The sequence below is a fragment of the Streptomyces sp. NBC_01445 genome (assembly GCF_035918235.1).
In the GTDB taxonomy this organism is placed as follows: domain Bacteria; phylum Actinomycetota; class Actinomycetes; order Streptomycetales; family Streptomycetaceae; genus Streptomyces.
In genome coordinates, this window is sequence record NZ_CP109485.1 from 8,306,823 (window position 1) to 8,333,771 (window position 26,949).

The window sequence follows — 26,949 nt, forward strand, 5'->3', positions numbered from 1 at the left end:
GCTGGAGCCATGACCAGCATCGACGTCCAAGAGCTCACCAAGGAGTACGGCACGACCCGCGCGGTGGACCGCCTGACGTTCAGCGTCGGGCCCGGCCGGGTCACCGGATTCCTCGGCCCGAACGGCGCCGGGAAGTCCACCACCATGCGCCTCGTCCTCGGCCTCGACCGGCCGACCTCGGGCACCGCCACCGTCGGCGGCCGCCCCTACAGGGCGCTCGACGAACCCCTGCGCGAGGTCGGCGCCCTCCTCGACGCACAGGCCGCACACGGCTCACGTACCGCCCGCGATCACCTCCGCGTCCTCGCCGCCGCCAACCGCATCCCGGTGCGCCGGGTCGACGAGGTCATGGAGCTCGCCGGGATCGCGGCCGTCGCCGGGCGCCGGATCAAGACGTTCTCGCTGGGCATGCGCCAGCGCCTCGGCATCGCAGCCGCACTCCTGGGCGACCCGCAGGTCGTGATGCTCGACGAACCGTCCAACGGCCTGGACCCCGAAGGCATCATCTGGATCCGCGAACTGATGCGTGGCCTCGCCCGCGAGGGCCGCACAGTCCTCGTCTCCAGCCACCTCATGAACGAGACCGCCACGTTCGCCGACCACCTCGTCGTCCTCGGGCGGGGCAGGCTGCTCGCCGACACCCCGATGCAGGACTTCATCGACGCGCACAGCGAGCGGCGCGCCCGTGTCCGCACCACCGACCCCGCGAGCCTGCACACCGCACTGCGCCGCAAGGGACTCGAAGCCGTGGCCACCGGCGACGGCCGCTGGACCGTCGCAGGGGCGCGCGCAGAGGAGATCGGCGCGCTCGCCGCCACCGACGGCATCCCCGTCCTCGAACTCGCCGACGAATCAGCCTCCTTGGAGCAGGCCTACCTCGCCCTCACCGCGGACGCCGCCGAGTTCGCGTCCGCCACAACCCCCCTCCAGGAGGCCTGACGATGTCGACCACCGCCGTACTGCGTTCCGAATGGATCAAGGTGAGGTCGGTGCGCGCCAGCGCCGGCTCACTCCTCGCGGTCTTCGTCGTGACCGTAGCCATCAACGTCCTGGCCACCGCGGCGGTCGGCCGGGCGGAGGCGGACAACGAGGGAGCCGACCTCCTCTTCGGGGCCTTCCACGCACTCAACTTCGGCCAGATCGCGGCCATCGCCTTCGGCACGACCGCCGTGTCCTCGGAGTATCTCAACGGCGCCCTGCGCGTCTCCCTCGCCGCGGTCCCCAACAGGAATCTGCTCTACGCGGCGAAGATGACGGTCGTCGGTGCCCTCGCCGTTGTCGCGGGCCAGCTCACCTCGTTCGTCACGTTCCTCTCCGGGCAGGCGTTCATGGGGTCCTACGCCCTCGGGCTCGGCGATCCGGGCGCGCTGCGCGCCTGCGTCGGAGGCGGCCTCTATCTTGCGCTGATGGCCCTGTTCGCGGCCGGTCTCACCGTCGTCCTGCGCAGCGCGGTCGCGGTCCTGAGCCTGCTCATCCCCTTCATCCTGATCGTGTCCTTCGTCGTGGGCGACATGGCCGCCTCCGTCGCCGATTTCCTGCCGGACCACGCCGGACAACAGGTCCTGCACCAGGACCCGGCCGGCACGCTCGGGCCGTGGACGGGGCTCGCCGTCACCGCCGCGTGGGCGGCGGCCGCGCTCCTCGCCGGCTGGTGGGCGCTGCGCCGCAGGGACGCGTAACGGCAGGGACTCGTAACCGCCGGACGCCCCGCCAAATGTCAGTGGTGGCCGCTTTACTGGGCGTCATGAGCACCGCACAGCATCTCGCGACGATCGACCTGCTGCGCTCCCGTGAGTTCCCCGCGGAGCACGGCAGATCGGACGCGGGCTCCGGCGGACCGGGTTACCACATCGCGGAGTTGGCGACGTGCGACGAACTCCGGGAGCCGGCTCCCGAGGGCGCCGCTCAGGACCAGTGGGTCGCCGACCGGGACGGGCTCTCGTCGGTGCTCACCGAGCGCTGGGGGGAGCCGCAGTGGTTCAGCCTGTGGAGCGTCAGCCTGCGCGCGGTCGAGGGCGGGGAGCACATACCGGAGCCCTGGGCCGCGCTCAGCGCGTATGTTCCGGACGTCCAGTTGTGGCAGGCCGACGGGCGGTGGATCGTGCTGGGCATCCCGCTCGGCGCGGAGGACCTGCCCTTCCGGCTCGTCGCCGCCGTCACGGACGTGGACCCGCCCTGACGACGCGCCTGGTCCCCGTATGCGGGAACTCCCGTGCCACCATGGGATCTTGGCAGCGGATCATGGCACGACCGAGGCGAGGGAGAGCACGTGAGCGAGCAGAGCGGGCACGAGCCGGGGGAGCGGACCGCGAGCCACATCGCGCACAACGCCCGCGTGTGGAACTACTGGCTCGGCGGCAAGGACCACTACGAGGTGGACCAGCGGGTCGGCGACCAGGTCACCTCCATGTACCCCAGCATCGGCGAAGTGGCGCGCGCCGACCGGGCCTTCCTCGGCCGCGCCGTGACCTACCTCGCCGGCCGGGCAGGCATCCGCCAGTACCTCGACATCGGCACGGGCCTGCCCACCGCCGAGAACACTCACGAGGTCGCCCAGCGCATCGCCCCCGACTCCCGCGTCGTCTACGTCGACAACGACCCGATCGTGCTCACGCACGCCCGCGCGCTCCTCACCAGCACGGACGAGGGCGCCACCAGCTATGTGGACGCGGACGCGCATGACCCCGCGGCCATCCTCCGCGCCGCCTCCGGCACCCTCGACCTGGGCCGGCCGGTCGCGGTCATGATGCTCGGCATCCTGAACTTCATCCTCGACACCGCCGAGGCCACGTCCATCGTGCGCCACCTCGTGGACGCGGTCCCCTCCGGCAGTTATCTCGTGGTCACGCACCCCACGCTGGAACTGGGCGGGGAGGGGAACGAGGAGGCGATGCGCTTCTGGAACGAGAACGCGACACCGCCGATCACCGCCCGCGGCCGGGCCGAGGTCGAGGGCTTCCTCGACGGACTCGACATCCTGGAGCCAGGCCTCGTCTCCTGCGCGCGCTGGCGGACGGACGGCGCCGACGAGGGGCCGATCGTCGCCCAGTTCGGCGTCCTGGCCCGCAAGCCCTGACGCACGCCACCGCGCAACCCGTCACGCGCCGCGTCAGCCGGGGAGCCCCGCGCCGTCGTCCCCCGAGGCGGCGGCGCGCAGCCGCCCGTACTCCTCGGCCATCGTCGCCGCCGTCCAATGCGCGTTCAGACCACTGGGGTTGGGCAGCGCCCACACCCGGGTTCCGCCGATCGTCCGCTCCTGCGGTCCGATCTTCGCCTTCGGCTCCCCGAAGGCGGACCGGTACGCCGTCACGCCCACGACCGCGAGCCAGCGCGGCCGCAGCCGCTCCACCTTGGCGGTGAGCAGACGGCCGCCGTCGCGGTACTCCTGCCCGCTCAGCTCGTCCGCCCGCGCCGTGGCCCGCGCGACGACGTTCGTGATCCCGAGCCCGTACGACAGGAGTTCCTCCTGCTCGGCGGGGGCCAGCTGCCGGGGCGTGAACCCGGACAGGTGGAGCACCGGCCAGAAGCGGTTGCCCGGACGCGCGAAGTGGTGGCCCGTCGCGGCCGTCATCAGGCCCGGGTTGATCCCGCAGAAAAGCACGGAGAGGCCGCTCGCGACCACATCGGGGACGATGCGGTCGCGAGCGGCCTCCAGGTCCGCGGGGGTCAGCCGGGTCAGAGGATCGCTCCGGGCGCGTAGCCGGCGGCCTCCGGGTGCTGCTTGGCGATCTCCTCGATGCGCGCGACGACGGTCGCGACCTGGTCGCTCGCCGCGCCCGTGAACGACAGCTTGTCGGCCATCAGCTCGTCGAGCCCGGCGCGGTCCAGCGGGATCCGCGAGTCCGCGGCGAGCTTGTCGAGCAGCTCGTTGCGCTCGGCGCCCTGCTCGCGCATGGCCAGCGCCGACGCGACGGCGTTCTCCTTGATGGCCTCGTGGGCCTCCTCGCGGCCGACGCCCGCCCGCACCGACGCCATCAGGACCTTCGTCGTGGCGAGGAACGGCAGGTAGCGGTCCAGCTCGCGGGCGACGACGGCCGGGAACGCGCCGAACTCGTCGAGCACCGTCAGGAACGTCTCCAGGAGACCGTCGAGCGCGAAGAACGCGTCCGGCAGCGCGACGCGGCGCACCACGGAACAGGACACGTCGCCCTCGTTCCACTGGTCGCCCGCCAGCTCACCGGTCATCGACGCGTAGCCGCGCAGGATGACCATGAGGCCGTTGACGCGCTCGCAGGAGCGGGTGTTCATCTTGTGCGGCATCGCGGACGAGCCGACCTGGCCCGGCTTGAAGCCCTCGGTGACGAGCTCGTGCCCGGCCATCAGACGGATCGTCTTGGCGGTCGAGGACGGCGCGGCCGCGAGCTGCACGAGCGCGGTGACGACCTCGTAGTCGAGGGAGCGCGGGTAGACCTGGCCGACCGAGGTGAACGCCTGCGAGAAGCCCAGGTGGCCCGCGATGCGCTGCTCCAGCTCGTCGAGCTTCGCCGCGTCGCCGCCGAGCAGGTCCAGCATGTCCTGCGCGGTGCCGACGGGGCCCTTGATGCCGCGCAGCGGGTAGCGGGAGAGCAGCTCCTCGACCCGGGCGTACGCGACGAGCAGCTCGTCGGCGGCGGTCGCGAAGCGCTTGCCGAGGGTCGTGGCCTGCGCCGCGACGTTGTGCGAGCGGCCGGCGATCACCAGCTCGCCGTACTCACCGGCCAGCTTGCCGAGGCGCGCGAGGACGGCGACGGCGCGGTCGCGGACCAGTTCGAGGGAGAGCCGGATCTGGAGCTGCTCGACGTTCTCCGTCAGGTCGCGGGACGTCATGCCCTTGTGGACCTGCTCGTGGCCGGCGAGGGCGTTGAACTCCTCGATGCGGGCCTTCACGTCGTGGCGCGTGACCTTCTCGCGCTCGGCGATGGAGGCCAGGTCGACCTGGTCGAGGACGCGCTCGTAGTCGGCGAGAGCGGCGTCCGGCACCTCGATCCCGAGGTCCTTCTGCGCGCGCAGCACGGCGAGCCAGAGCTGACGCTCCAGCTTCACCTTCTGCTCGGGGGACCAGAGAGTGGCGAGCTCGGCGGAGGCGTAGCGTCCGGCGAGAACATTCGGGATACGGGGCTTTGCAGGCGCAGCAGTCACGTGCACGGAGTTTACCGGGCGTCCATACAAGCTCCGAACCATCCATGTGGTGTAGGAACGTACAGGTCAGAGACTTCTTGGCCGTTCTCGTCACGTCACGTTGGTGAGACGGGCGTGAGACGCGTGTGAGACGGGCGGGTGAGCGGTCAGCTCAGGAGCAGGTGCTGCGCTCATCTCGGTGGGTGCGGCATTCCGATGCTTTCGAGTACGCGGAGTAGTGACGTCGTTATGGGATGCGGAGTGCCCCGGCAGGACTCCCGCGACGCCGTCGTACTGGCGGCCGGAGCTGACCCGACGCCCCTTCGAGAGCTGCGGCCGGGATCAGTGTCGGCGCCATCGCCCCACGCCGAGCTGCCCGGCTCCGCATCCGCTTCCCCCCAGCTCACCGTCCGCGCGCTGCGCGGCAACCTCGACACCAGGATCAAACCGCTGGACCAGGGCGACGAAGGACTCGATGCCCTGGCCCTTCCCCGCGGCGTCCTCATGCCTGCCACCGGCGCCGGATTCGTGATCGTCGAACATCGCGCCGACGACCCGATCGCCTGCTCAAGCCAATCGACGACCCAGCCGCCCAGCGCCTGCTGCGCGTCGAGAGGGGCGTCCTTGCCGCGTACGACGAGGCCGGTTCCCAAGTGCAGGTCACAGCAGCGGTGTTCGGCCCGGCACGCGGGCCCGCTGTGAACGTGAGGGCTAGAGCGTGTTGTGAAAGTGCTGGTCCACAGCGTCTCGTTGAGGACTGTGACCAGCACGGTCGCTTCTGTGGCAGCAGCTGGCTGGTCAGCGCACCAGCAGGTCGATTACGCCCGTCAGATCCTCCTCGCCGCTGTCCTCGGCCAGGCGGCGGCACATTGACTCGAAGTAGGGGCTGGGCAGTTGCGGGCTGACACCCTGCACCCCGGCGGTGCTCAGGAAGGTCGGCGTGCCAGCCACCTGCATGGCGAGGTTGGAGACGGTGCCCTTGGCGTAGTCGCCGCTCCGCAGATGATCGGCGGTCTGGTGAACTGCCGGGGCCATCGCGACGAGCCAGTCGGCAGCAGCGGGGCGAGCGACGCGGGGTCGATGTCCTCCTTGCGGATCAGGGCGAAGGGGTGCGCGGCCCCGGCGAACATCCCGTACATGGCGCTGAGCAGGGCTACGTCGTGCAGGGCCGCGAAGCCCGCGTCCTCGTTGTCGGTGCCGCGGAATCGTGCATGTCGGAACGGTACGACGCTCAGCCGTGGCGGCGAGGCCGCCTACCTGGCCAGGCCCGCGTCATCCGGCCAGCCGTAGGCGGTGCGCGGCGGCGGATCGGGTACGGCGCCCACCGCCGCCAGGTCCCGGTCGGCGGCGTGCATCAGCTGACCGGCCAGGTCGCGCATCGCCCGGCTCGCCGCGAGCTCGTCCCCTATCGCGGGGATTTCCACGTCCTGGGGATTGCAGCGCGCCTTGCCGCGTCCGACCATCTGCGTCTTCCCGTTGGCGAGCACTGCCCGGGCTCTGGTAATGCCGTCCTCCTCGGTCAGGTAGACGCCGACCTTCCACTCTTCGGCGTGTGTCATGACGTGCCTCCTCAGGCTCCGGTCTCTCTGATTCCAGCAGTTTCCAGAATCCCTCCGTGCGGGCTCATTCGGCGATTTCATCACGTTCTGTTATGGATATACCCATTTCTCGCGGGTAGGGGTCGAGCATGGCCATGCTCGTCGGAACCTCGGGGTGGCAGTACGAGGACTGGCGCGGCGCTCTCTACCCGCCCGGCCTGCCGCAGCGGTTGTGGCTGGAGGAGTACGCCCGGCGATTCGCGACCGTCGAGAACAACAACGCCTTCTACCGGCTTCCGACGAAGGAGATCTTCGGGTCTTGGCGGGAGCGGACGCCTGAGGGGTTCGTCATGGCGGTCAAGGCCAGCCGCTATCTGACCCATATGAAGCGGCTGCGCGACCCCGAGGAGCCGGTGCACCGTCTGCTGGACCGTGCCGAGGGCCTTGGTGACCGCCTGGGGCCCGTACTGCTGCAATTGCCGCCCCACCTCCGGGAGGACGTCGGGGCGCTGGATGCCTGCCTGGGCTGCTTTTCAAGCACGGTTCGGGTAGCTGTTGAACTGCGGCACACCTCGTGGTGGGACGCGGGGCGGGAGCTTCGGGCGGTACTCGAGCGGCACGGCAGCGCGCTGTGCTGGGCGGACCGGGGATCACGGCCGGTGACGCCGCTGTGGCGTACCGCGTCCTGGGGGTACGTGCGCTTCCACGGCGGCATCGCCCAGCCGCCGCCCCGCTATGGCCGGCAGGCGTTGAAGTCCTGGGCCGGACGCATCGCCGACGCCTGGTCGGACCAGGACGACGTGTACGTGTACTTCAACAACGACCTGGGCGGTGCGGCCGTCGTCGACGCTATGAGGTTCGCCCGGGCCGCGGCCACGCTGGGCCGGACGGTGAGCCGGACGCCGTCGTCCCTCACGGGCTTATGCCGACCGGGCGCCGTTTTGGACGGGTGACCCGTCGACGCCGAGGGTGAGGATGCCGTCCGGGTCGTACGCGATGCGCGAGCCGAAGCCGCGACTGATCCGGCCCAGGCGGTCCTGAAGCCACTGGCAGTCCTTCGCCGACGCCCTCCGAAGCCGCATCCGCCGGGTCTGGAAGGGCGTGATGCGTAGTTCGCGGAGTCTGCCGGTGCACGGCTCCAGCGAGGGGGAGTAGAGCAGCCGCAGGTCGTAGCGGTAGTTCTCGTAGCCGGAGATGCCCTAACGTCGGCCAGGCCAACTACTCCTCCGCCAAGATGGGCATCATCGGCCTGACCAAGTCCCTCGCCAAGGAGTGGGGCCGCTACAACGTCAACGTGAACGCGGTCGCGTACGGCCTGATCCGCACCCGCCTCACCGAGGCGCCGGCCGGCGGCGAGGCCAGCATCGACATCCAGGGCCGCAAGCTGCCCGTGGGCGTCAACCCGGACCTGCTCGCCCAGCTGGAGCGGGGCATCCCGCTCGGCCGCGCGGGCACCCCCGAGGAGGCGGCCGGCGCCGTCTTCATGTTCTGCCTGCCCGAGGCCAACTACGTGAGCGGTGAGGTCATCACCTGCGGAGGCGGTTGGTAGCGGACGGGCCAGTGGGTGACAGGGCTGCCGTTTCCCCCGGCGGCGCCCTGTCACCGGACCACATATCACCGGAAGACCCGTCGAAAGACTCGTGCACCGCCATCACGCCCGCCTCACACTGCCGACGCCCTGTTCCGGCCGGCCGCGTTCGACGAGGCGCTCGCCGAGGGAGGATCGAGGCCACGCTCGGGCCGCATGCCGAGTGAGCTGCCCTATCGCCTCTGACCTGCACTGGTACGTGCGCCGGTAGAACAGCCAACGGATCCCGTCGGCGAATCGTGCGGGCCGGCGCCAGGGCCCCAAGCGTCGGAAGCGACGAGGGCGGGGCGGGCGGCGCGCGCCGCCCGCCGTCCCGGCGGGTCAGGAGCGCGGAGCCTCGTACGGCAGCAGTTCAGGCCGCTTCGCCGGGCGCCCGTCGCCGGAGGAGCGGCCCGTCAGGCGGCGGCCGATCCAGGGGACCAGGTGCTGCTTGGCGAAGCGGGCGTCGGCGACGCGGCGTGCGCCCCAGCCCGGCGGCACGGTCGGCGCGAGCACGGCCTGCCAGTCGTCCTCGGGCTCGTGGCCGAGCGCCTGCCAGACGGCCTCGGCGACCCGGCGGTGCCCTTCGGGTGTCAGGTGCAGCCGGTCCACGTCCCACATGCGGGGGTCACCGAGGACGGGCGGCCCGTACAGGTCGACGACCACCGCGCCGTGCCGCGCCGCGAGGTCGTCGATGCAGGCGAACAGCTCCTCCATGCGGGGCCGGAAGCGCTCCATCACGGGCCCGTTGCGGCCGGGGCTGCGCATCAGGACGAGCCGCTCGCAGGCCGGCGCCAGCTTCTCGACGGCCTCTTCGAGGAGCCCGCGTACCCGGCCCATGTCGACCTTGGGGCGCAGGGTGTCGTTGAGCCCGCCCACCAGCGTGATGACGTCGGCGCCCATCGCGGCCGCGACGTCCACCTGCTCGTCGACGATCTGGCCGATGAGCTTGCCGCGCACGGCGAGGTTCGCGTAGCGGAAGCCGGGGGTGCGGGCCGCCATCCGGCCGGCCAGTACGTCGGCCCAGCCTCGGTAGGAGCCGTCGGGCAGCAGGTCGGACATGCCCTCGGTGAACGAGTCACCGACCGTGACGAGGCTGCTGTAACTGATGTGGTTGGCATTTTTCTGCATGGCGGAAGCGATGGTAACCCGGGCCATGGGACGGCCGACGAGGCGCCGTGTGCCCGACGTCGGGCACACGGCGTCGAGATCACGCGGGCTGGCCGAACAGCTCCCGCAGGACGTCCTCCATCGTCACCAGACCCGCGAGCCGCCCGTCCGAGCCGAGGACCGCCGCCACATGCGTACGGCTGCTGCGCATCGCCGAAAGGACGTCGTCGAGCGGCGTCGTCTCGCGGACGCGCGCGATCGACCGCATGTCCGGAATCCGGAACGGCAGATCACGCGGCGACGCGTCCAGGGCGTCCTTCACATGCAGATAGGCGACGATGCGGCGGTTGTCGTCGACCACGGGGAAGCGCGAGAACCCTGACTGGGCCGACAGCTGCTCGAGCTGCTCGGGCGTGACGCCCACATGCGCGTAGACCACCCGCTCCAGCGGCAGGACGACGTCCCTGACCGGGCGGCGGCCCAGTTCGAGCGCGTCGCGCAGGCGCTCCTGGGCGCGGTCGTCGATCAGTCCCGCGTCGCCCGAGTCCTTGACGAGACGGGCCAGCTCGTCGTCCGAGAACGTCGCGGACACCTCGTCCTTGACGTCGACACGCAACAGCTTGAGCAGCCCGTTCGCGAAGGCGTTGACCGTGAAGATCACCGGACGCAGCGCCTTCGCGAGGGTCACGAGCGGCGGGCCGAGCAGCAGCGCGCTGCGCACCGGTTCGGCGAGCGCGACATTCTTCGGGATCATCTCGCCGAGCAGCATGTGCAGATACGTGGCCACCGTCAGCGCGATCACGAACGAGATCGGGTGGACCAGGCCGTGCGGCACGCCGACCGCGTCGAACAGCGGCTCGAGAAGATGGGCGATGGCGGGTTCGGCGACGATGCCGAGCACCAGGGTGCACAGCGTGATGCCGAGCTGCGCCGCGGCCAGCAGCGCCGACACGTGCTGAAGGCCCCACATGACGCTCTTCGCCCGCCGGTCGCCCTCGTCGGCGCGCGGTTCGATCTGGCTGCGGCGTACGGAGATCAGGGCGAACTCGGCGCCCACGAAGAAGGCGTTGACGACCAGCGTCGCCAGACCGATCAGGAGCTGGATCGCGGTCATCGGTCCCCCTCCGGGGCGTCGTCGGACTGCCCGGTCATGGGCGCGTGCAGCAGGACGCGGGCCGCGCGGTGACCCGCGGCGTCCACGACGTCGAGCCGCCATCCGGCCACCTCGACGCTGTCGCCGACGGCCGGGATCCGGCCGAGCTCGGTCGCGACCAGGCCGGCGAGCGTCTCGTAGGGGCCGTGGGGGACGCGCAGTCCGACCCGCTGGAGCTGGTCGGTGCGGGCGGCGCCGTCGGCCGAGTAGAGGCCGCGGCCCTCGTCGTCGTTGCCGGCCGGCGCGAGGTCCGGCGTTTCGTGCGGATCGTGCTCGTCCCGCACCTCGCCGACGACCTCCTCGACGATGTCCTCGACGGTCGCGACGCCCGCGGTGCCGCCGTACTCGTCGATGACGACGGCCATCGTGCGCTTCCCGGAGAGCCGGTCGAGGAGCCGGTCGACGGTCAGGGTCTCGGGTACGAGGAGCGGCTCGCGCATGAGATCGGACACGGAACGGCGGCCGCGGAGTTCGGCGGGCACGGCCAGGACGTCCTTGATGTGTGCGACGCCGACGACCGAGTCGAGATTGCCGCGGTAGACGGGGAACCGGGACAGGCCCGTGGCCCGCGTCGCGTTCGCCACGTCCTCGCAGGTGGCCTGCGCGTCGAGCGCCACGACCTGGACGCGCGGCGTCATCACGTTCTCGGCGGTCAGGTCCGCGAGGTTCAGGGTCCGCATGAACAGCTCGGCGGTGTCCGCCTCGAGGGCGCCCTCCTTGGCGGAGTGGCGGGCCAGGGCCACCAGTTCCTGCGGTCCGCGCGCGGAGGCCAGCTCCTCTGCGGGCTCGATGCCGAAGCGGCGCACAGCCCGGTTCGCGGTGTTGTTCAGGTGCGTGATGAAGGGGCGGAACGCGGCGCTGAACAAGCGCTGCGGCGTCGCGACGCGCTTGGCGACGGCCAGCGGCGACGAGATCGCCCAGTTCTTCGGGACGAGCTCGCCGACGACCATCAGAAAGACCGTGGACAGTGCCGTGCCGATGACCAGGGCCAGGGAGGAGGCGGCGGAGCGGGAGAGCCCCAGACTCTCCAGGGGGCCCGCGATCAGCTTGGCGACGGACGGCTGGGCGAGCATGCCGACGACCAGATTGGTCACGGTGATGCCGAGCTGGGCGCCGGAGAGCTGGAAGGTGAGGTTCCGTACGGCCTTGAGGGCGCCGGCGGCGCCGCGCTCGCCGCGCTCGACCGCGCGCTCGAGGCCGGAACGCTCGACCGTGGTGAGGGAGAACTCGGCCGCGACGAACGCACCGCAGGCCAGCGAGAGCAGCACCGCCACGGCGAGCAGAAGCACTTCGGTCATCGGGTCACCTCCGTCCCATGATCGGGCAGGGCGGTGGGTATCGCGCGATGTCGCAGGCGCCGGGTACTGGGAGGCTCGCCCATGGGCGGACGCTCACACCTTTCAGGAGAAGAAGCAGAACAACAAACAGGACAAGTGGAGCAACCATGGTAAAGGATCGGCAAAGCCGGTGCGGCCGGGACGCCGTCGGCCCGGCCGCACCGGCTGGGTGTCCGTCCGGAAGATGTCAGCCCGGACCGTGTCTGTCCGGACCGTGTCTGTTCGGAAGGCGCCCGTCCGGCAGGTGTCCGTCCGGAGTGTCAGCCCGGTATGGATCAGTCCGTGAGGTGCTTGACCCAGCGGGTCCACTGCGGCTCCGGCGCGTAACCCCCGGCACGCCACGCGTGCTGCGCGCGCTCGTTGCGGTCCAGGACCATCGCGTCGCCCCGCCGCCCACCGAGCCGTACGAACCTTTCCTCCGCGGCCGCCAGCAGCGCCGACCCCACGCCCTGCCGCCGCGCGTCCGGCTGCACCGCGAGGCGGTACAGATGGCAGCGCCACCCGTCGAAGCCGGCGATGACGGTCCCCACCAGCTCCCCGTCACGCTCGGCGAGCAGCAGGGACTCGGGGTCGCGGGCGACGAGCCGCTCCACGCCCGCGCGGTCGTCACTGATGCTCGTGCCCTCGGCGGCCACCTTCCAGAAGGCGAGCGCGGCATCGAGGTCGTCGGGCGTCGCGGCCCGTATCCGAAGATCACTCATGGGTCCGATCCCACCACCGAGCGGCCGGGCCCGTGCGCCATTTCAGGATGCGGACCGCCTCACCCCTTTCGCAGCTCCTCGATGACCGGACCGAACGCCTCCATGTACGGCTCCAGGACCGTGAGGTACGTGAACCCGTAGCGGTCGCGCTGCGCGCGCACCTGGTCGGCGATCTCGCGGACCGTGCCGACGAGCAGCAACGGAAGCTCCAGCGCCTCGTCCTGTGTGAACTGCGGGATGTGTTCGAGGACCGGTCGGATCGCGGCCCGCCGGTCGTCGGTCACCGTGACCATCTGGATCAGCAGATTGAGCTCGGCGGGCTCCGCGCGACCCGCCGCGAAACGGTGGTAGGCGGCGACGCGCTCGTCCAGTTCCCCGGGGGCGAGGTGCTGGAGCTTCCCGCTCGGGTCGCCGGGGACGGAGCGCGCCCCGGTGAACGCCGCGATTTCCGCGTGCTCGGCCGTCAGCTTAAGGAGCCGGTCGCCGTTGCCGCCGATCAGCAGCGGCGGGCGGGGGCGCTGCGCCGGCCGCGGCTGATGCTCGTCCGACCCGAGCAGCCGGTCCAGCTCCTCGACGACGCGCCGCAGCCGGTCCACGCGCTCACCGGGCGAACCCCACGGCAGCCCGGCGGCTTCGTGCTCCGCCTGTACGTAGCCTGCGCCCAGGCCGAGTTCGAGCCTGCCGCCGGTGAGCGCGTCCGTGGTCGCCACCTCCCGGGCGAGGAGCACCGGGTTCCAGAAGCCGGCGTTGAGGACGAACGTGCCCACACGCGGGCGCTCGGTCGCCTCGGCGGCAGCGACCAGGGAGGGGAACGGCGAGGGCACGCCCAGATGGTCGGCGACGAGGATCACGTCGTAGTCGAGTTCCTCGGCTCTGCGGCAGCGCTTGCGCCACTCGTCGCCGGTCGCGGGGGTGACCATGTTGACGCCGAACCGGAACGCGCGACTCATGAACTCTCCTCACCCTCGGGCGAGTTGAACCAGCGGGAGTCGAACTCGGGCGAGATGACGACGGACGAGCTGAACGGCCGGGAGACCGCATGGCGAGTACATCATTCGTGCGCGATGGCCGCCAGCACGTTCATGCGCGAGGCGCGCAGCGCGGGAAGGAGCGCCGCCGCGAGTCCCACGACGACCGAGCCGACCACGACCGCGACGATCGTCCCCCACGGGATGGCGAGCGCCTCCATGCCCTGGAGCGCCAGGACCTCGTGGATCGCGAGGCCCCACACGACGCCGAGCGTGAGCCCGAGCACCGCGCCGAACACGGCGATCACCACGGACTCCAGGCGGATCATCCTCCGCAGCTGACGCCGGGAGAGCCCGATGGCGCGGAGCAGACCGATCTCCCGTGTCCGCTCCACGACCGACAGGGCGAGGGTGTTGACGACGCCCAGGACGGCGATCACGATCGCGAGCCCGACCAGCGCGTACACCAGGTACAGCAGCACCGCGATCTGGTCGTGCACGAGCTTCTTGTAGTCGGCCAGGTCGCGCACCTGTACCTGTGGGTACGGATCGAGGGCCTTCTCCAGACGGGCGCGCAGCACGTCCGCGCCCGTGCCGGGGGAGGCGTTCACGTACACCGCCGAGTCCTGGCCGTCGGGCAGGAACTTCTCCAGCGTCCCCATCCCCATGAACAGGCCGCCGGACATGCCGAATCCGTCCCCGCTGCCCTGGTCGGTGAGGGCCGCGACGGTGAGCCGGTCCGTGCGCCCGCCGGGCAGATCCACCGGCACCACCGTGCCCACGCGCGCGTGGTGCTCCTTGGCGAACTCCGCGTCCATCGCGACCTTCCCGGGCGCGAGCGCCGCCGCCGAGTCGCCCTGGGAGTACGTGACGTGCGCGACATCGTCGAGCTGTGCCTCGTAGCCGGCTGCGGTCGTCTTCACGCGTTTGCCGTCCGGCAGGCGCACCGCGAGCGGCACGAACCGCTGGCGCACCACGAGCCCCGCACCTTCCGTGGCGCGGATTCGGTCGGTCACTTCTTTGGGGAAGGGCATGAAGTTGGAATTCTGGACTGTGAAGTCGGCGCCGAGGGTCTTGTCGATCTGCTCGTCGAACGACTTGCTCATCGACGCGCTCGCCACGGACATGCTCGCCACCAGGGCGAGCCCCACCATCAGTGCGGCAGCCGTGGCCCCGGTGCGCCGCGGGTTGCGCAGCGCGTTGCGCTGGCTCAGCCGTCCCACCGAGCCGAACACGGCGGGGAAGGCGCCGCCCAGGACGCGGATCACGGGACGTACGAGCAAAGGGCCCGCGATCACGGTGGCCAGCAGCGTCAGGACGATGCCGACGACGAGGAGCAGCGAGGCGCTCGCCGTCTTCGTGGCCGCGGCGCACCCCACGAGAGCAGCCGCCCCCGCCACGCCGACTGCGGTCCCCGCCACGGCGCGCACCCGCAGCGGCCGCCCCGCACCCGCGATCTCGGCGTCCGCGAGCGCCGCCATGGGGGAGACCCGGGACGCCCGCCGCGACGGCAGATACGCGGCCACGAACGTGACCCCGACCCCGACCGCGAAGGCCGCGACGGGTGTCCCCCAGCCGATCACCATCTCGGTCGACTTCAGGTTCATCCCGAACGCGCTCATGAGTTTGATGAGGCCGAGCGCCAGCCCGATGCCCGCCGCCAGGCCGAGCACCGAGCCCACCAGGCCGAGCAGCACCGCCTCCGTCAGGACGGAGCGCCGCACCTGCCGCCGGTCGGCCCCGAGTGCACGGAGCAGTCCCAGCTCGCGGGTGCGCTGCGCGATCAGCATCGAGAACGTGTTCACGATCAGGAAGATCCCGACCAGGACAGCGATCCCGGCGAAGCCGAGCATCACGTACTTGATCACGTCGAGGAACGAGCCGAGGTCCGCCGCGTCCGACGTGGCCTGTTCGCCGGCGGTCTTCAAGTCGTAGCCGGAACCGAGCTGTTGGGCGATGCGTTGCTTCAGGGCGGCGTCGCTCACCCCGGGGGCCGCGTCCACGGAGATGCTCGTCGCGCGGTCCGTACTGCCGAGCAGCTTCGCCTGCGCCGCCGCCGTGTCGAGGAAGACGAGCGCGGCGCCGGGGTTGGTGGTGCGGAAGGTCGCGATGCCCACGATCCGCACGGTGAAGGAGCCCGGCTGTGCGAGGACGGTGAGCGAGTCGCCGATGCGGATGTGCTTCTTGTCGGCGGTGTCGGCGTCGAGCAGCGCCTCGCCACTGCCGCGCGGGGCGTGCCCCGAGGTCAGGCGGACCGGACTGCGGTCCGTCACATACCAGTTGGTGGCGATGGTGGGGGCGCCGCTGGTCGGGCCGACCGATTTGTTCTTGTCGTCCACGACGGTGATGTTCTCGGCGGCGGCGTCGATCCTTGCCGCGGCGACGCCGTCGATGGACCTGATCTGCCGGGCGAGGCGGGCCGGGACGGTCTCGACCGCCCCGGTCGGCACCGACTCGCCGAGGGAGTCCTGCTTCGGATTCACCTGGACGTCGGCGGACGTGGACGCGAACAGCCGGTCGAAGGTGCGGGTCACCGTGTCCGAGAAGACCAGGCTGCCCGCCACGAACGCCACCGAGAGGACGATGGCAAGCCCCGACAGGACCAGTCGGCCCTTGTGCGCGAGGAAACTCCTGAGCGTCGCCTTAAGCACAACGGCCTCTCTATGGCTGGGAGTTGTGGGGGTTTCCCCCGGTGAACAGTCGCATGCGCTCCAGGACCGCCTCCGCCGTGGGCTGTGGCATCTCGTCCACGAGGCGGCCGTCACCGAGGAAGAGCACCAGGTCGGAGTGGCCCGCCGCGCCGGGGTCGTGCGTCACCATCACGACGGTCTGCCCGAGGTCGTCCACCGCCTCGCGCAGGAACCCGAGGACCTCCAGGCCCGCGCGCGAGTCCAGATTCCCCGTCGGCTCGTCCGCGAAGATCAGTTCCGGCCGCGACGCGAGGGCTCTGGCGCAGGCCACTCGCTGCTGCTGCCCTCCGGAGAGCTGCGCGGGACGGTGCTTGAGCCGGTCGCCGAGGCCCAGCGTGTCGATGACCTGCTTCAGCCACTCCGCGTCCGGGGTGCGGCCCGCGATGTCCATCGGCAGCGTGATGTTCTCCGCCGCGTTCAGCGTCGGAATGAGGTTGAACGACTGGAACATGAAGCCGATCCGGTCGCGCCGCAGCTGCGTCAGCTCCTTGTCGCGCAGGCCCGTGATCTCGGTGCCCCCGAGCCACACCTGACCCGCGGAGACCGAGTCGAGCCCGGCCAGGCAGTGCATCAGCGTGGACTTGCCCGACCCCGAGGGGCCCATGACTGCGGTGAACCGGCCGCGCGCGATGTCCACGTCGACCGAGTCGAGCGCGAGGACCGCGGTCTCCCCGGACCCGTACGCCTTGGTCAGGCCGCGGGCGCGCGCGGCGACGTCGCCCGCCTCCGCCAGGCCGTAGGGCTGTTCTGCTGCCGCTGTGGACAAGGCCGCCTCCTGGATCCCGCCGTCGTCCTGGCCGTCACGACTCCCGTGTCGCGTACGAGGGTAGTGGGGTGCGTCACACCTGCGGTATCCCTCCGAGGTCGGGCTCCCGATACGCGTGTAAGGGGCACCTTCGCCGTCTCCTTGCCGGTGCTAGCACGTCGGCGCTAGCGTGAAGTCATGGCGAAGACTCAGCTGAACGTACGGGTGGACGAGGACACCGCCCGAGCCGCGCGTGAGCGTGCGCTCGCACGCGGCGTGAGCGTGAACAGGTACATCGAGGAGCTGGTCAGACAGGACGCGGGCGAGCTCGGCCGGACGTTCGTCGAGGCAGCCGCCGACTTCATGAAGCAGTACGAATCCGTGTTCGCCGAGGAATTCGGCGCGGAGCGCGAAGGCCGACGCTGAGCCCTTGAGCGAATCGAAGAACGTGCGTATCGACCTGGCCTGGCTTCTCATGATCGCCGAACAGAAGACCCCCGGAGACCCTCAGGTGACCGACTGGGGCGCGCTCGTCGCCGCCGTCAGCCGGCACGAGGCGGAGATCTTCGGGACCGCCGTCTACGACAGCCCGCACGCGCGGGCCGCGTCACTGCTCCAGCTGCTCCTCCACGTCCCGGCCCTCGAACGCTCGAACGCCATGTTCGCGTCGGCCGTCGCGTACGCCTATCTCGTCGCCAGCGGCCTCAAGGTCGCCACGTCGCCCGACCAGGTCAGGGAACTGGCCCGCCTGGTCAAGGACGGCGGGGCGACCGTGCACGACATCGCGGAGGAACTCCGCAGATGGACCCTGTGAGCCGCTAGGGCTACCCGGCGACGCTCGCGGCGAAGGCCGTCGTGTCCCACGTTCCGTCCAGCTCCGGTGCCAGCCAACTCGGCGCGGATGTACGGAAGTCGGGGTGTGTGCCTGCCCCTTCGGGGATCGCGCCGAGGAGCTTCGTCCCCGAGACCTCAGGGAAGTCCGCGAGATTGCAGCGGGCCGCGAGGTCGGGGTGCTCCGGCCAGCTGCCGACGACGACGCCGAGCGGCGTCAGGTCACGGGCGCGCAGTGCCTCCGTCGTCAGGGCCGTCGAGTTGAGCGTGCCGAGCCCCGCCGCCGCGACGACGAGAACCGGCGCTCCGAGCTGCCTGGCCGCGTCGGCGAGGGTGCCCCCGTCCGCGTCGAAGCGCACGAGCAGGCCGCCCGCGCCCTCGACCAGGACGAGGTCGTGCTCCGCGGCCAGCTTCGCCGCCGCGTCGGCCACCTCGTGCGGGCGCACCGGGGGGAGGCCGGCGCGCAGCGCGGCCGTCGCAGGCGCCAACGGCTCGGGGTACCGCGCCAGTTCGACGGCCGTCACCCCGCCGCCCACCAGGCGCTTCACCTCGTCCGCGTCCCCGCACTCGCCGGGACCGACCCCGGTCTGAGCCGGCTTCAGGACGGCCACCGACCGCCCCGCGGCCAGCGCGGCGGCCGCCACGGCCGCCGTCGTGACCGTCTTGCCGATCTCGGTTCCGGTCCCCGTGACCACCAGTACCGTCATGCTGTTCAGCCCTCCCGCGCCGCCGCGCACACCGCGCGGCCGATCCGTGCCAGATCCTCGTCCCCCGTGATGTACGGGGGCATCGTGTACACGAGGTCGCGGAACGGCCGCAGCCACACGCCCTCGCGCACCGCCGCCCGAGTGGCGGCCGCCATGTCGATCTCGTGGTCCAGCTGTACGACGCCGATCGCGCCGAGCACGCGCACGTCGCGCACCCCGGGCAGCTCCGAGGCCGCGGCGAGCGACTCCCGCAGACCCGACTCGATCCGCTTGACCTCCGTGGCCCAGTCCTGCCCGAGCAGGAGGTCGATCGAGGCACAGGCCACCGCGGCGGCGAGGGGGTTCCCCATGAACGTGGGCCCGTGCGCGAGCACCGGCACCTCGCCGCGCGAGATCCCGTCCGCCACGCGCGCTGTGCACAGCGTCGCCGCCAGTGTCATATAGCCGCCGGTCAGGGCCTTGCCGACACACATCACATCGGGCGTCACCGAAGCGTGCTCCGCGGCGAACAGCGCCCCGGTCCGCCCGAACCCGGTGGCGATCTCGTCGAACACGAGGAGCACGTCGTGCGCGTCGCAGGCCTCGCGCAGGACCCGCAGATACGCGGGGGAGTGGAACCGCATCCCGCCCGCGCCCTGCACCACGGGTTCCACGATCACGGCGGCCAGCTCATGGGCGTGACGCCCGATCAGCTCGTGCAGATGATCCGCGTAGGCCTCCTCGTACGCGGCCGGCGGGGCGTCGGCGAACACGTGCTGCGGCAGCGCGCCCGACCACAGCTCGTGCATACCGCCCTCGGGGTCGCAGACCGCCATCGGCTGCCAGGTGTCGCCGTGGTAGCCACCACGCCAGGTCAGCAGGCGGCGCTTCTCCGGCTTCCCGAGGGAACGCCAGTGCTGGAGGCACATCTTGATCGCGACTTCGACGGACACGGAGCCCGAGTCGGCGAGGAACACATGCTCCAGACCTTCGGGCGACATGTCGACAAGGCGTTTCGCGAGGCCGACGGCGGGCTCGTGCGTGAGCCCGCCGAACATGACGTGGCTCATCCTGCCGAGCTGGTCGCGCACCGCCTCGTTGAGCACAGGGTGGTTGTAGCCGTGGACAGCCGACCACCAGGACGACATCCCGTCGACCAGCTCGGCACCTTCACCGACCCCACCGCCCCCGCCGGCGAGCCGGAGTCGCACCCCGGCCGCCGACTCGACGACGAGCGGCTCCTGCCGCCCCGGCATCGGACCGTACGGATGCCAGACGTGCCGCCGGTCGAGGTCGAGCAGCTCCGCCACGGGCAGCCCCGACACCGGCAGTCCCGGCCCCTCAGGCATTGGGCGCGAGATCCGTACCGGCACCCCGGCGGCGTACGGCGACGAGGTCCGTACGCGCCTCGGGGACCTCGGCGACCAGGGACTCCGCAGCGTCTTCGTGCGAGCCGCAGCCCCCTTCCTCATGGGAGCCGCAGCCCCCGCCGGAACCGCAGGCCGAACCCGCGCCGGAACCGCAGGCCGCCGCAGCCTCGGAACCGCACGGCCCGCCCCGGTGCTCGGGCAGCGTCACCTGATCGGTGCCCTCGACCTCGAACCCGGCGTCCGTGATCATGTCCAGGTCCGCCTTGCCCGCCTGGCCCTCACTCGTCAAGTAGTCGCCGAGGAAGATGGAGTTGGCGAGGTGGAGCGCCAGCGGCTGCATCGAGCGCAGGTGCACCTCGCGCCCGCCCGCGATCCGCACCTCGACGTCGGGGCAGACGAAGCGGACCATCGCGAGGATCCGCAGGCAGCGCTGCGGCGTCAGGTTCCACTCCTTGGCGAGGGGCGTGCCCTCGAAGGGGATGAGGAAGTTGACCGGCACCGAGTCCGGGTCGAGTTCGCGCAGGGAGTAGACGACGTCGACCAGGTCCTCGTCGCTCTCGCCCATGCCCGCGATGAGACCGGAGCAGGCGGACAGACCGGCCGCGTGGGCCTTCTGCACCGTGTCGACGCGGTCCGCATAGGTGTGCGTCGTCGTGATGTCGCCGTACGTGCCCTCGGAGGTGTTGAGGTTGTGGTTGTACGCGTCGGCCCCCGCGCCGCGCAGCCGCTCGGCCTGGCCCTCGGACAGCAGACCGAGGCAGGCGCACACCTCGACGCCCTCGTTCTGCTCCTTGATCGCGCCGATGGTCTCCGACACGCGGTCGACGTCCCGGTCCGTCGGGCCGCGCCCGGACGCCACCAGACAGACCCGCTTCGCGCCGCCCGCGACACCGGCGGCCGCGGCCTTCGACGCCTCGTCGGGCTTCAGCCACGTGTACTTGAGGATCTCCGCCTTGGACCCGAGCCGCTGCGAGCAGTACGAGCAGTCCTCGGGGCACAGGCCCGACTTGAGGTTGACCAGATAGTTGAGTTTCACCCGCCGGCCGAACCACTGGCGCCGCACCTTGCCGGCCGCGGCCACCACATCGAGCAGTTCGTCGTCGGAAGTCGCCAGAACGGCGAGCGCTTCTTCGCGGCTCGGCAGCTCGCGCCGCAGCCCCTTGTCCACCAGCGTGTTCAGCAGGTCCATGGCCCGATCCTGACCTACGTCCCCTGCTCAGGCCAAGGAGGCTTCGGACAACTCTGCCGGTTCGGCGTGTGGGTATTGCCACATCCTGGGTGGCTGGATGTCCCGCTAGTGTCTGTGCACTGCCTACAAAGACGCAGCGGGCACGGGACAGCACACCCCGCTCGAGAACCGGCCGCGACACGGCCGTCGGAGGGACTCACATGGCGGGATCGCCGTTCGGCTGGATCGACGAGCAGGAGCGCGTGCGCCGCGGCGCCGGACTGGTCCGCACGCTGCGTCCCCGCCCCGCTGAGAACCCGCTCCTCGATCTCGCGAGCAACGACTACCTCGGCCTCACCCGCCACCCCGAGATCACCGGGGGAGCGGCGGACGCGGCGCTGCGCTGGGGTGGCGGCGCCACCGGCTCCCGGCTCGTCACGGGCACCACGGAACTGCACACCGAACTCGAGCGCGAACTGGCCGCGTTCTGCGGCTTCGAGGCGGCACTCGTCCTGTCGTCCGGCTACGCGGCCAACCTCGCCGCCGTGACCGCGCTCGCCCCGCACGGCTCCCTGATCGTCTCGGACGCGAGCAATCACGCCTCCCTCATCGACGGCTGTCGGCTCGCCCGCGGCGCCACGCAGGTCGTCCCGCACGCCGACCCGGGCGCCGTCCGTAAGGCCCTCGACACGCATCAGGGGCAGGCGGTCGTCGTCTCCGACTCCGTCTTCTCGGTGGACGGCGACGCCGCTCCACTGGCTGAACTGGCAGGAGTGGCAAGGGAGTTCGGGGCCGGCCTGATCGTCGACGACGCACACGGACTCGGCGTGCTCGGTGACGGCGGCAGGGGCGCGCCGCAGGCGGCGGGGCTCTCGGGCGCCGACGACACCGTCGTCACCGTCACCCTCTCCAAGTCGTTCGGCAGCCAGGGCGGCGCCGTCCTCGGTCCCGCCCGGGTGATCGACCATCTAGTCAACACCGCACGGACGTTCATCTTCGACACGGGCCTCGCGCCCGCGGCGGCCGGCGCCGCACTCGCGGCCCTGCGCCTGCTGCGCCGCGAGCCCGAGCGCGCCGACCGGGCGCGCGCCGTGGCCTCCTCGCTGCACGAACTCCTCACTGCCGAGGGGCTCCAGGCCGTTCGACCGGACGCCGCCGTCGTCTCCGTGCGCGCGCCGTCCCCCGAAGAGGCCGTGCGCTGGGCGGCCGACTGCCGCGAAGCCGGCCTCGCCGTCGGCTGCTTCCGGCCGCCGTCCGTGCCGGACGGCATTTCACGGCTGCGGCTGACCGCCCGCGCCGACCTGACCGACGATCAAATCGCCGAGGCCGTACGGGTGATCAGCCGCAACGCTCCCGACTCGGCGTTCACCGCAAGGAGCTGAGGAACCCCTCCCAGGCGGAGGGCGAGAACAGCAGGGCGGGTCCGGCCGTGCGCTTGGAATCGCGCACCGCGAGGAGTCCGGCCGAAGGGCCGTGGTGCAGCGGAGCCGTCTCGACGCAGTTGTTCATTCCGGTGCTTCGGCTGCTTCGCCGCCATGACGCGTCGTGCAGAGAGGTGCTGGGAACCGCGGCGGATGGTACGTACCGAGGCAGAGCTGACATGGTGCCTCCTTACGTGCGTTCACTGTCCGGTGGGGGGTGCGCTCCGGCGATCCCGGTGATGAAATCCAGTGAGTCCCCGGGCGAAAGGGCGTGGATCCGAAGGGCGTCGAAGGCGTCCGTGTACGCCTTGAGGTCTTCTTTCCGCTCGAGGTAGAGGCTACTCGTCAAATGGTCGAGAACTACTACGTCCAGATCAGAAGTGTTCGGAAATGAGAACACAACGAAAGGGCCGGTTAGTCCGACATGCTCCCCCGCGGTGAACGGCAATACCTGTAGCCGCACATGGGGAAGCTTCGCCACGGCGGCGAGATGACGCAGCTGCTCCGCCATCACCCGGGGACCGCCCACCGGCCGCCGCAGCACCGCCTCGTCGAGTACCGCGCTGAGCCGCAGCGGCGACGCCGAACGCAGCACGTCCTGTCGGGCGATCCGCACCTCGACCAGGGCGTCGACCTGCCCGTCCGGCAGCCCGTCGAGCGCGGCCCTGGTTACCGCACGCGCGTAGTCGGGCGTCTGGAGAAGGCCCGGCACGACGGACGTCTCGACCGTCCTGACCCGGCACGCCTGCGACTCCAGGCTGATGAAGTCCCGGTAGGCGGGCGGCAGAAGGCCCCGGTAGGCGTGCCACCAGTGCTGGCCGCCGTCGTCCCCCGACCCGGCCAGCGCGACCAGTAGGTCCCGTATGCCGGGGTCCGTGACCTCGAACGCGTCGAGCAGGAGGCGTACGTCCGACGCTTTCACGCCGCTGCGGCCGGTCTCGATACGGCTCACTTTCGACTGGTGCCAGCCGACGAGCCGGGCCGTCTCGCCACTGGTGAACCCCGCGCGGGCGCGCAGCGCGCGCAGCTCCGCGCCGAGCCTGCGGCGGCGCACCGCCGGACCGTGTTTCATTCTGTCTCCTCGGACCTGCGGCCCGGCTCCTTCCGGCCCGGCGGATCGTGTTCCGAGCCGACGGTAGAGGAAGCCGGCGGCGTACGCCCAAATGCGGTCCACCAACGCAGAGTTCACCGCTTCGAGCGACAGATATATGCATATCTCGGGGGATCGGCTCCACTGGAGGAGCGGGAGTGGCAGTCTGGCGCGAAGCACCAGTCCGGGGGTCGCCTCGAGTCATCCGCCATGTGTCGGATTCAGGCCCCGGCGAAAAAAGGGACGACGTCGCCATGGCAGATCACCAGGAAGCATCCGTCACTCTGCCGAGCGATCCTGCCTCGGTCTCGTCGGCCCGCACATATGTCGGTGACGTACTCGCCGAATGGGGCATGCCGCGGGACGCGGAAACAGCCGACACGGTCCGGCTCATCGTCTCCGAACTCGCCACGAACGCCGTGATGCACACCCGCGGGCAGTCGCCGGTCTTCACCGTCGACGTGCAGCTGGAGCGCGACGAACACCTGCGCATCGGCGTCACGGACAGCCACCCGTGCTACCCGAAGCGGCTCCCGGCCGCCGTCCAGCAGGACAACGGGCGCGGCATGGTGATCATCCGCTGTCTGACCTCCGAGTGCGGCGGAAGCCTGTCGGTCAGGCCCACCCCCGAGGGCGGCAAGACCGTGTGGATCGCCCTGCCGTGGACGGTCCCCGTCCAGTCGGTGTGAAGGCCGGCTGCGGTGGCGCGGCTACGGGGACGGGGTGCCCGTCTTCTCCTGCGCCCGCGTGAGTGAGCGCCGCACCAGACGCGGCAGCACGCCCCACAGGCCCGCACAGACCGCGAACGTGCCCGCCCCGGCCGCGATGCCCGCCGCCCGCCCCGCGGTGACGTCCACGACGAGCAGCACGGACCCGGCCAGGGCGAGCATCAGAACGCCCAGGCCGACCGCGGCGAGCCGCGAGGACATCTGCACGATCTGCGGTTTGGCACCCCGCCCGAAGAGCGCGCGGTGCAGCGCCGCGGGCGCCGTGAACAGCGCGGCGGCGAGCACCGCGAGCAGCAGCGTCGCGATGTACGTCGCGCGCTGCACGCCGTCCAGTGCCGGGAACCTTGGAGTGAACGCCAGCGTCAGCAGGAACGCGAAGAGGATCTGCACGCCCGTCTGGGTGACTCTCAGCTCCTGGAGCAGCTCGCCGAAGTTCCGGTCCGCGCGCTCCAGCGGCGTCTCGTGCCGGTCCCGCCCCACGCTCCTGGGACCTGAGTTGCGTGGGGCATCCTCGTCGCCGGCCGGTCGGTCCTCGTCCATACGACCACGAGTACCCCATCGCGCGGTTCCGAGACGGCCGGGGAGGGCGCGTGCACCCGGTAACGCCTGACGGGCCGCCAGGGCCCCAGGAGCCCGTCAGGTGGCGCTACCGCACGCGCCCGTACCAGACGCTCTTCGTCCAGATCCGCTGGAGCCGCACCACGTCACCGGTCTTCGGCGAGTGCCAGATCCTTCCCTTCCCGGCGTAGATGCCGACGTGGTAGACGCCGCGGCCCGAATGGAAGAAGACCAGGTCACCGCGTTTGCGATGGGACGCGGAGACATGGCGGGTCTTGTTGTACTGCTGGGCGGCGGTACGGGGCAGCTTCTTGCCCACTCGCTTGAACGAGTAGACCGTCAGGCCCGAGCAGTCGAACCTGTGCGGTCCTGAGGCGCCCCACTGGTAGGGGCTTCCCTTCCTTGATGCCGCGATCTGGAGAGCCTTCGTCGCAGGTGGCGAGGCCTCCGCTTCGGGCGTGGCTCCTGGGACCAGCAGGCTGCCGCCCGCTACGGCGAGCGTGAGGGCCGAGGCGGTGCCGGCCCGGGTCAGCAGCGACGGGACACGATTGAGCGCAGTCATGCGCAACCCTTCGTCAGCCGCCTGTGAAGGATGACCTGTCGGATTCGGGCTGGCGAAGTTGCCCGGCCGCGAAGTGCGGCTTCACCCCAAGGGCCGGCCCGGAAAACAGCTCCGGCGGCCCGTCGTGCCTGGGTCCTCCACTCCTGCCGATCCACTTCTGTCGACCTGGCATCCGTACGGCGGCAGGACTCGGCGTCCGCACGGACCGCCCCGCCGCGGCGGCGGGGGCTTGTCGTCGGAAGGGATCTTCACGCACAAACACCGCGAACGCAGAGCGGAATCGGCGTTGTGTGAGTGTCCTCACGAGTGATCCAATCGGGTGGACAGCACACTTCTCCACCCCGGTGCGGGGGTCCCAACGAGCCCCGCACCAGCAGCGGAAGGCGGAATTCCCGACTTCGCGTAGGCGTTCCGCGCAACTTTTCCGGTTCGCATGTGCGAGTACCGGCTACGCCGTATGTGGGTACCTCTTCTGGTCCGTTTCGACCCCGGCCCGGACGGTTCGGATCGATCGCTTCGGTCTTGAACGGACCGTCAATTGACCGACTCCGGCGGCACTGTGACCCGTTGTGTCCTCCTTTCTCCGTCCAGGAGCCGCAAAGCCCGAGCCAGCGTCGTCGCGTGGAGCTCGGCCTCGCCCCGCTGATGCATGAGCGTCAGGGCGTCCCTGAGCGCCGTCGCCCCGCCGACGAGTGCTTGCGCGGCCCGGAGTCCGCCATACGTGTGGTCGCTCCTGGCCGGGTTGATCCTTCCGAGCAGGTCGACCACTTCCAGATAGCGGTCGAGGAGTTCGCACTCGGCGCGCGTCAGCGCGGGCAGCGGGGGCAGCTCGGGCGGCAGCATCGCCGGGTCACCTGGCGCCGTGGCCCGAGCCGGACGGCTTGCGGTTCTCGATGACCCGGTCCACGAGCCCGTACTCCACGGCGTCCTGGGCCTGAAGGATCTTGTCCCGCTCGATGTCGGCGGCGATGCGCTCTCGGCTCTGCCCGGTGTGCCGCGCGAGCAGTTCCTCCAGCTGGGCGCGCATGCGCACCAGTTCACGGGCCTGGATCTCCAGGTCGGTCGGCTGGCCCTGCGCGGGCTCGGTCAGCCCCGGCTGTTGGATCACCACGCGCGCGCCGGGCAGCATGGCCCGCTTCCCCGGCGTCCCGGCGGCCAGGAGTACGGCGGCGGCGGAGGCGGCCTGCCCGAGGCACACGGTCTCGACCTCGCAGCTGACGAACTTGATCGTGTCGTAGATCGCCGTCATGGCGCTGAACGAGCCGCCGGGGGAGTTGATGTACAGCGAGATGTCCCGGTCCGGCGCGGCGTACTCGAGGTGGATGAACTGCGCCATCACATCGTTCGCGGAGGTGTCGTCGATCGGTGTCCCCAGGAAGACGATCCGCTCCTCCAAAAGCTTGGAGTACGGATCGAGCGGTCCCTGTCCGGCCGAGGTGCGCTCGGTGAACTCGGGCAGGACGTAGCGGGCGGAAGGTCGGTTCATGGCACATGCCTCCGTGAGCGCGGAACTCTGTCGCTGCTTCTGTAAAAAATGTACAGGACGTACGGATGGCTGAGTAGGACCAAGGCTCCGAGAAACGCGAAGAAGGGGGCCGGCCCGCGCCCGATGCACGTGGCCGACCCCCT

29 protein-coding genes, 2 pseudogenes and 1 riboswitch are annotated in these 26,949 nt (G+C 70.9%); of the genes and pseudogenes, 11 read left to right on the forward strand and 20 right to left on the reverse strand.

Going from position 1 to position 26,949, the window contains the following annotated elements; translation table 11 throughout:
* Nucleotides 1-9: 9 nt before the first annotated feature.
* The 4 genes from OG574_RS37840 (at nt 10) to OG574_RS37855 (ending at nt 3,076) form a co-directional block, all read left to right on the forward strand.
* Entirely contained in the window at nt 10-939 is a 930-nt protein-coding gene (locus OG574_RS37840) for an ABC transporter ATP-binding protein (protein ID WP_326776872.1), read from the forward strand.
* Between the two features lie 2 nt (nt 940-941).
* Nucleotides 942-1,679, forward strand: a complete 738-nt coding sequence (locus OG574_RS37845) for an ABC transporter permease (RefSeq protein ID WP_326776873.1) — start codon at nt 942-944, stop codon at nt 1,677-1,679.
* 65 nt (nt 1,680-1,744) lie between these two features.
* The gene (locus OG574_RS37850; protein ID WP_326776874.1) at nt 1,745-2,179 is read left to right on the forward strand and encodes a hypothetical protein; all 435 of its coding nucleotides are present in this window, start codon (nt 1,745-1,747) and stop codon (nt 2,177-2,179) included.
* Between the two features lie 90 nt (nt 2,180-2,269).
* Nucleotides 2,270-3,076 carry an SAM-dependent methyltransferase gene (locus tag OG574_RS37855; protein WP_326776875.1) on the forward strand — a complete coding sequence of 269 codons (807 nt, stop codon included), beginning with the start codon at nt 2,270-2,272 and terminating at the stop codon, nt 3,074-3,076.
* Between the two features lie 33 nt (nt 3,077-3,109).
* On the opposite strand, the gene mug is transcribed toward OG574_RS37855, so the two are convergent.
* Both mug and purB read right to left on the reverse strand, forming a co-directional pair.
* A complete protein-coding gene (gene mug, locus OG574_RS37860) occupies nt 3,110-3,679 on the reverse strand; it encodes a G/U mismatch-specific DNA glycosylase (protein WP_326778750.1) in 570 nt (189 codons plus the stop codon).
* Nucleotides 3,676-5,118: an adenylosuccinate lyase gene (purB, locus tag OG574_RS37865; protein WP_326776876.1), complete on the reverse strand. Its 1,443-nt coding sequence runs from the start codon at nt 5,116-5,118 to the stop codon at nt 3,676-3,678. Before purB ends, mug begins: the two co-directional genes overlap by 4 nt.
* 228 nt (nt 5,119-5,346) lie before the next feature.
* Here purB and OG574_RS52805 point away from each other — a divergent pair, with 228 nt between their 5' ends.
* Nucleotides 5,347-5,799 (forward strand): hypothetical protein, encoded by a 453-nt coding sequence (locus tag OG574_RS52805; protein WP_442816869.1) that lies wholly within the window; start codon nt 5,347-5,349, stop codon nt 5,797-5,799.
* 96 nt (nt 5,800-5,895) lie between these two features.
* Here the strand turns inward: OG574_RS52805 and OG574_RS37875 are convergent.
* Both OG574_RS37875 and OG574_RS37880 read right to left on the reverse strand, forming a co-directional pair.
* A pseudogene (locus tag OG574_RS37875) lies at nt 5,896-6,284 on the reverse strand (NAD(P)-dependent oxidoreductase); the annotation flags it as partial.
* A gap of 66 nt (nt 6,285-6,350) precedes the next feature.
* Nucleotides 6,351-6,656: a DUF1876 domain-containing protein gene (locus OG574_RS37880; protein WP_326776878.1), complete on the reverse strand. Its 306-nt coding sequence runs from the start codon at nt 6,654-6,656 to the stop codon at nt 6,351-6,353.
* A gap of 128 nt (nt 6,657-6,784) precedes the next feature.
* Here OG574_RS37880 and OG574_RS37885 point away from each other — a divergent pair, with 128 nt between their 5' ends.
* Both OG574_RS37885 and OG574_RS37890 read left to right on the forward strand, forming a co-directional pair.
* Nucleotides 6,785-7,588 carry a DUF72 domain-containing protein gene (locus OG574_RS37885; RefSeq protein ID WP_326776879.1) on the forward strand — a complete coding sequence of 268 codons (804 nt, stop codon included), beginning with the start codon at nt 6,785-6,787 and terminating at the stop codon, nt 7,586-7,588.
* A 236-nt stretch (nt 7,589-7,824) separates the two neighbouring features.
* Nucleotides 7,825-8,184 (forward strand): annotated as a pseudogene (locus OG574_RS37890) (SDR family oxidoreductase); the annotation flags it as partial.
* A 360-nt stretch (nt 8,185-8,544) separates the two neighbouring features.
* Here OG574_RS37890 and OG574_RS37895 read toward each other — a convergent pair.
* From OG574_RS37895 to OG574_RS37925, 7 genes are all read right to left on the reverse strand, one after another.
* Complete coding sequence (locus OG574_RS37895; RefSeq protein ID WP_326776880.1) at nt 8,545-9,333, reverse strand: SGNH/GDSL hydrolase family protein; 789 nt, start codon at nt 9,331-9,333, stop codon at nt 8,545-8,547.
* Nucleotides 9,334-9,412: 79 nt separating this feature from the next.
* The gene (locus OG574_RS37900) at nt 9,413-10,426 is read right to left on the reverse strand and encodes a hemolysin family protein (RefSeq protein ID WP_326776881.1); all 1,014 of its coding nucleotides are present in this window, start codon (nt 10,424-10,426) and stop codon (nt 9,413-9,415) included.
* Nucleotides 10,423-11,763: a hemolysin family protein gene (locus OG574_RS37905; protein WP_326776882.1), complete on the reverse strand. Its 1,341-nt coding sequence runs from the start codon at nt 11,761-11,763 to the stop codon at nt 10,423-10,425. The genes OG574_RS37900 and OG574_RS37905 overlap by 4 nt, the downstream gene beginning before the upstream one ends.
* A 314-nt stretch (nt 11,764-12,077) precedes the next feature.
* Nucleotides 12,078-12,503, reverse strand: coding sequence for a GNAT family N-acetyltransferase (locus OG574_RS37910; protein ID WP_326776883.1), 426 nt, complete (start codon nt 12,501-12,503; stop codon nt 12,078-12,080).
* 59 nt (nt 12,504-12,562) lie between these two features.
* A complete protein-coding gene (locus OG574_RS37915) occupies nt 12,563-13,453 on the reverse strand; it encodes an LLM class F420-dependent oxidoreductase (protein ID WP_326776884.1) in 891 nt (296 codons plus the stop codon).
* Between the two features lie 101 nt (nt 13,454-13,554).
* Nucleotides 13,555-16,122: an ABC transporter permease gene (locus tag OG574_RS37920; protein WP_326776885.1), complete on the reverse strand. Its 2,568-nt coding sequence runs from the start codon at nt 16,120-16,122 to the stop codon at nt 13,555-13,557.
* Nucleotides 16,123-16,132: 10 nt separating this feature from the next.
* The gene (locus OG574_RS37925; RefSeq protein WP_100597556.1) at nt 16,133-16,927 is read right to left on the reverse strand and encodes an ABC transporter ATP-binding protein; all 795 of its coding nucleotides are present in this window, start codon (nt 16,925-16,927) and stop codon (nt 16,133-16,135) included.
* Between the two features lie 177 nt (nt 16,928-17,104).
* Between OG574_RS37925 and OG574_RS37930 the strand changes: the two genes are divergently transcribed.
* Both OG574_RS37930 and OG574_RS37935 read left to right on the forward strand, forming a co-directional pair.
* Complete coding sequence (locus OG574_RS37930) at nt 17,105-17,332, forward strand: toxin-antitoxin system HicB family antitoxin (protein WP_100597555.1); 228 nt, start codon at nt 17,105-17,107, stop codon at nt 17,330-17,332.
* A 49-nt stretch (nt 17,333-17,381) separates the two neighbouring features.
* On the forward strand, nt 17,382-17,720 hold the full coding sequence (locus tag OG574_RS37935; protein WP_100597651.1) for a fic family toxin-antitoxin system, toxin component: 339 nt from the start codon (nt 17,382-17,384) through the stop codon (nt 17,718-17,720).
* Between the two features lie 10 nt (nt 17,721-17,730).
* On the opposite strand, the gene bioD is transcribed toward OG574_RS37935, so the two are convergent.
* From bioD to bioB, 3 genes are read right to left on the reverse strand one after another with little or no spacing between them, the layout of a single operon-like run.
* The gene (gene bioD / locus OG574_RS37940; RefSeq protein WP_326776886.1) at nt 17,731-18,444 is read right to left on the reverse strand and encodes a dethiobiotin synthase; all 714 of its coding nucleotides are present in this window, start codon (nt 18,442-18,444) and stop codon (nt 17,731-17,733) included.
* Between the two features lie 5 nt (nt 18,445-18,449).
* Nucleotides 18,450-19,772 (reverse strand): adenosylmethionine--8-amino-7-oxononanoate transaminase, encoded by a 1,323-nt coding sequence (locus OG574_RS37945; protein WP_326776887.1) that lies wholly within the window; start codon nt 19,770-19,772, stop codon nt 18,450-18,452.
* Nucleotides 19,765-20,982, reverse strand: a complete 1,218-nt coding sequence (bioB, locus tag OG574_RS37950) for a biotin synthase BioB (RefSeq protein ID WP_326776888.1) — start codon at nt 20,980-20,982, stop codon at nt 19,765-19,767. Before bioB ends, OG574_RS37945 begins: the two co-directional genes overlap by 8 nt.
* 200 nt (nt 20,983-21,182) lie before the next feature.
* Here bioB and OG574_RS37955 point away from each other — a divergent pair, with 200 nt between their 5' ends.
* Nucleotides 21,183-22,343, forward strand: coding sequence for an 8-amino-7-oxononanoate synthase (locus OG574_RS37955; protein WP_326776889.1), 1,161 nt, complete (start codon nt 21,183-21,185; stop codon nt 22,341-22,343).
* Here OG574_RS37955 and OG574_RS37960 read toward each other — a convergent pair.
* Nucleotides 22,327-22,563, reverse strand: coding sequence for a DUF397 domain-containing protein (locus OG574_RS37960; protein WP_326776890.1), 237 nt, complete (start codon nt 22,561-22,563; stop codon nt 22,327-22,329). The two genes, OG574_RS37955 and OG574_RS37960, sit on opposite strands and share 17 nt — an antisense overlap.
* Before the next feature lie 9 nt (nt 22,564-22,572).
* On the reverse strand, nt 22,573-23,454 hold the full coding sequence (locus OG574_RS37965; protein ID WP_326776891.1) for a helix-turn-helix domain-containing protein: 882 nt from the start codon (nt 23,452-23,454) through the stop codon (nt 22,573-22,575).
* Nucleotides 23,455-23,726: 272 nt separating this feature from the next.
* Here OG574_RS37965 and OG574_RS37970 point away from each other — a divergent pair, with 272 nt between their 5' ends.
* The gene (locus tag OG574_RS37970) at nt 23,727-24,161 is read left to right on the forward strand and encodes an ATP-binding protein (protein WP_326776892.1); all 435 of its coding nucleotides are present in this window, start codon (nt 23,727-23,729) and stop codon (nt 24,159-24,161) included.
* A gap of 21 nt (nt 24,162-24,182) precedes the next feature.
* Here the strand turns inward: OG574_RS37970 and OG574_RS37975 are convergent, their stop codons facing one another.
* The 4 genes from OG574_RS37975 to OG574_RS37990 form a co-directional block, all read right to left on the reverse strand.
* Entirely contained in the window at nt 24,183-24,740 is a 558-nt protein-coding gene (locus tag OG574_RS37975; RefSeq protein ID WP_326776893.1) for a DUF6328 family protein, read from the reverse strand.
* A 106-nt stretch (nt 24,741-24,846) separates the two neighbouring features.
* Nucleotides 24,847-25,320, reverse strand: a complete 474-nt coding sequence (locus tag OG574_RS37980) for a C40 family peptidase (RefSeq protein ID WP_326776894.1) — start codon at nt 25,318-25,320, stop codon at nt 24,847-24,849.
* Between the two features lie 3 nt (nt 25,321-25,323).
* A riboswitch (cyclic di-AMP (ydaO/yuaA leader) is annotated at nt 25,324-25,501 on the reverse strand.
* 353 nt (nt 25,502-25,854) lie between these two features.
* Nucleotides 25,855-26,163 carry a hypothetical protein gene (locus OG574_RS37985; RefSeq protein WP_326776895.1) on the reverse strand — a complete coding sequence of 103 codons (309 nt, stop codon included), beginning with the start codon at nt 26,161-26,163 and terminating at the stop codon, nt 25,855-25,857.
* 7 nt (nt 26,164-26,170) lie between these two features.
* Entirely contained in the window at nt 26,171-26,806 is a 636-nt protein-coding gene (locus OG574_RS37990; protein WP_326776896.1) for an ATP-dependent Clp protease proteolytic subunit, read from the reverse strand.
* Nucleotides 26,807-26,949: the final 143 nt, after the last annotated feature.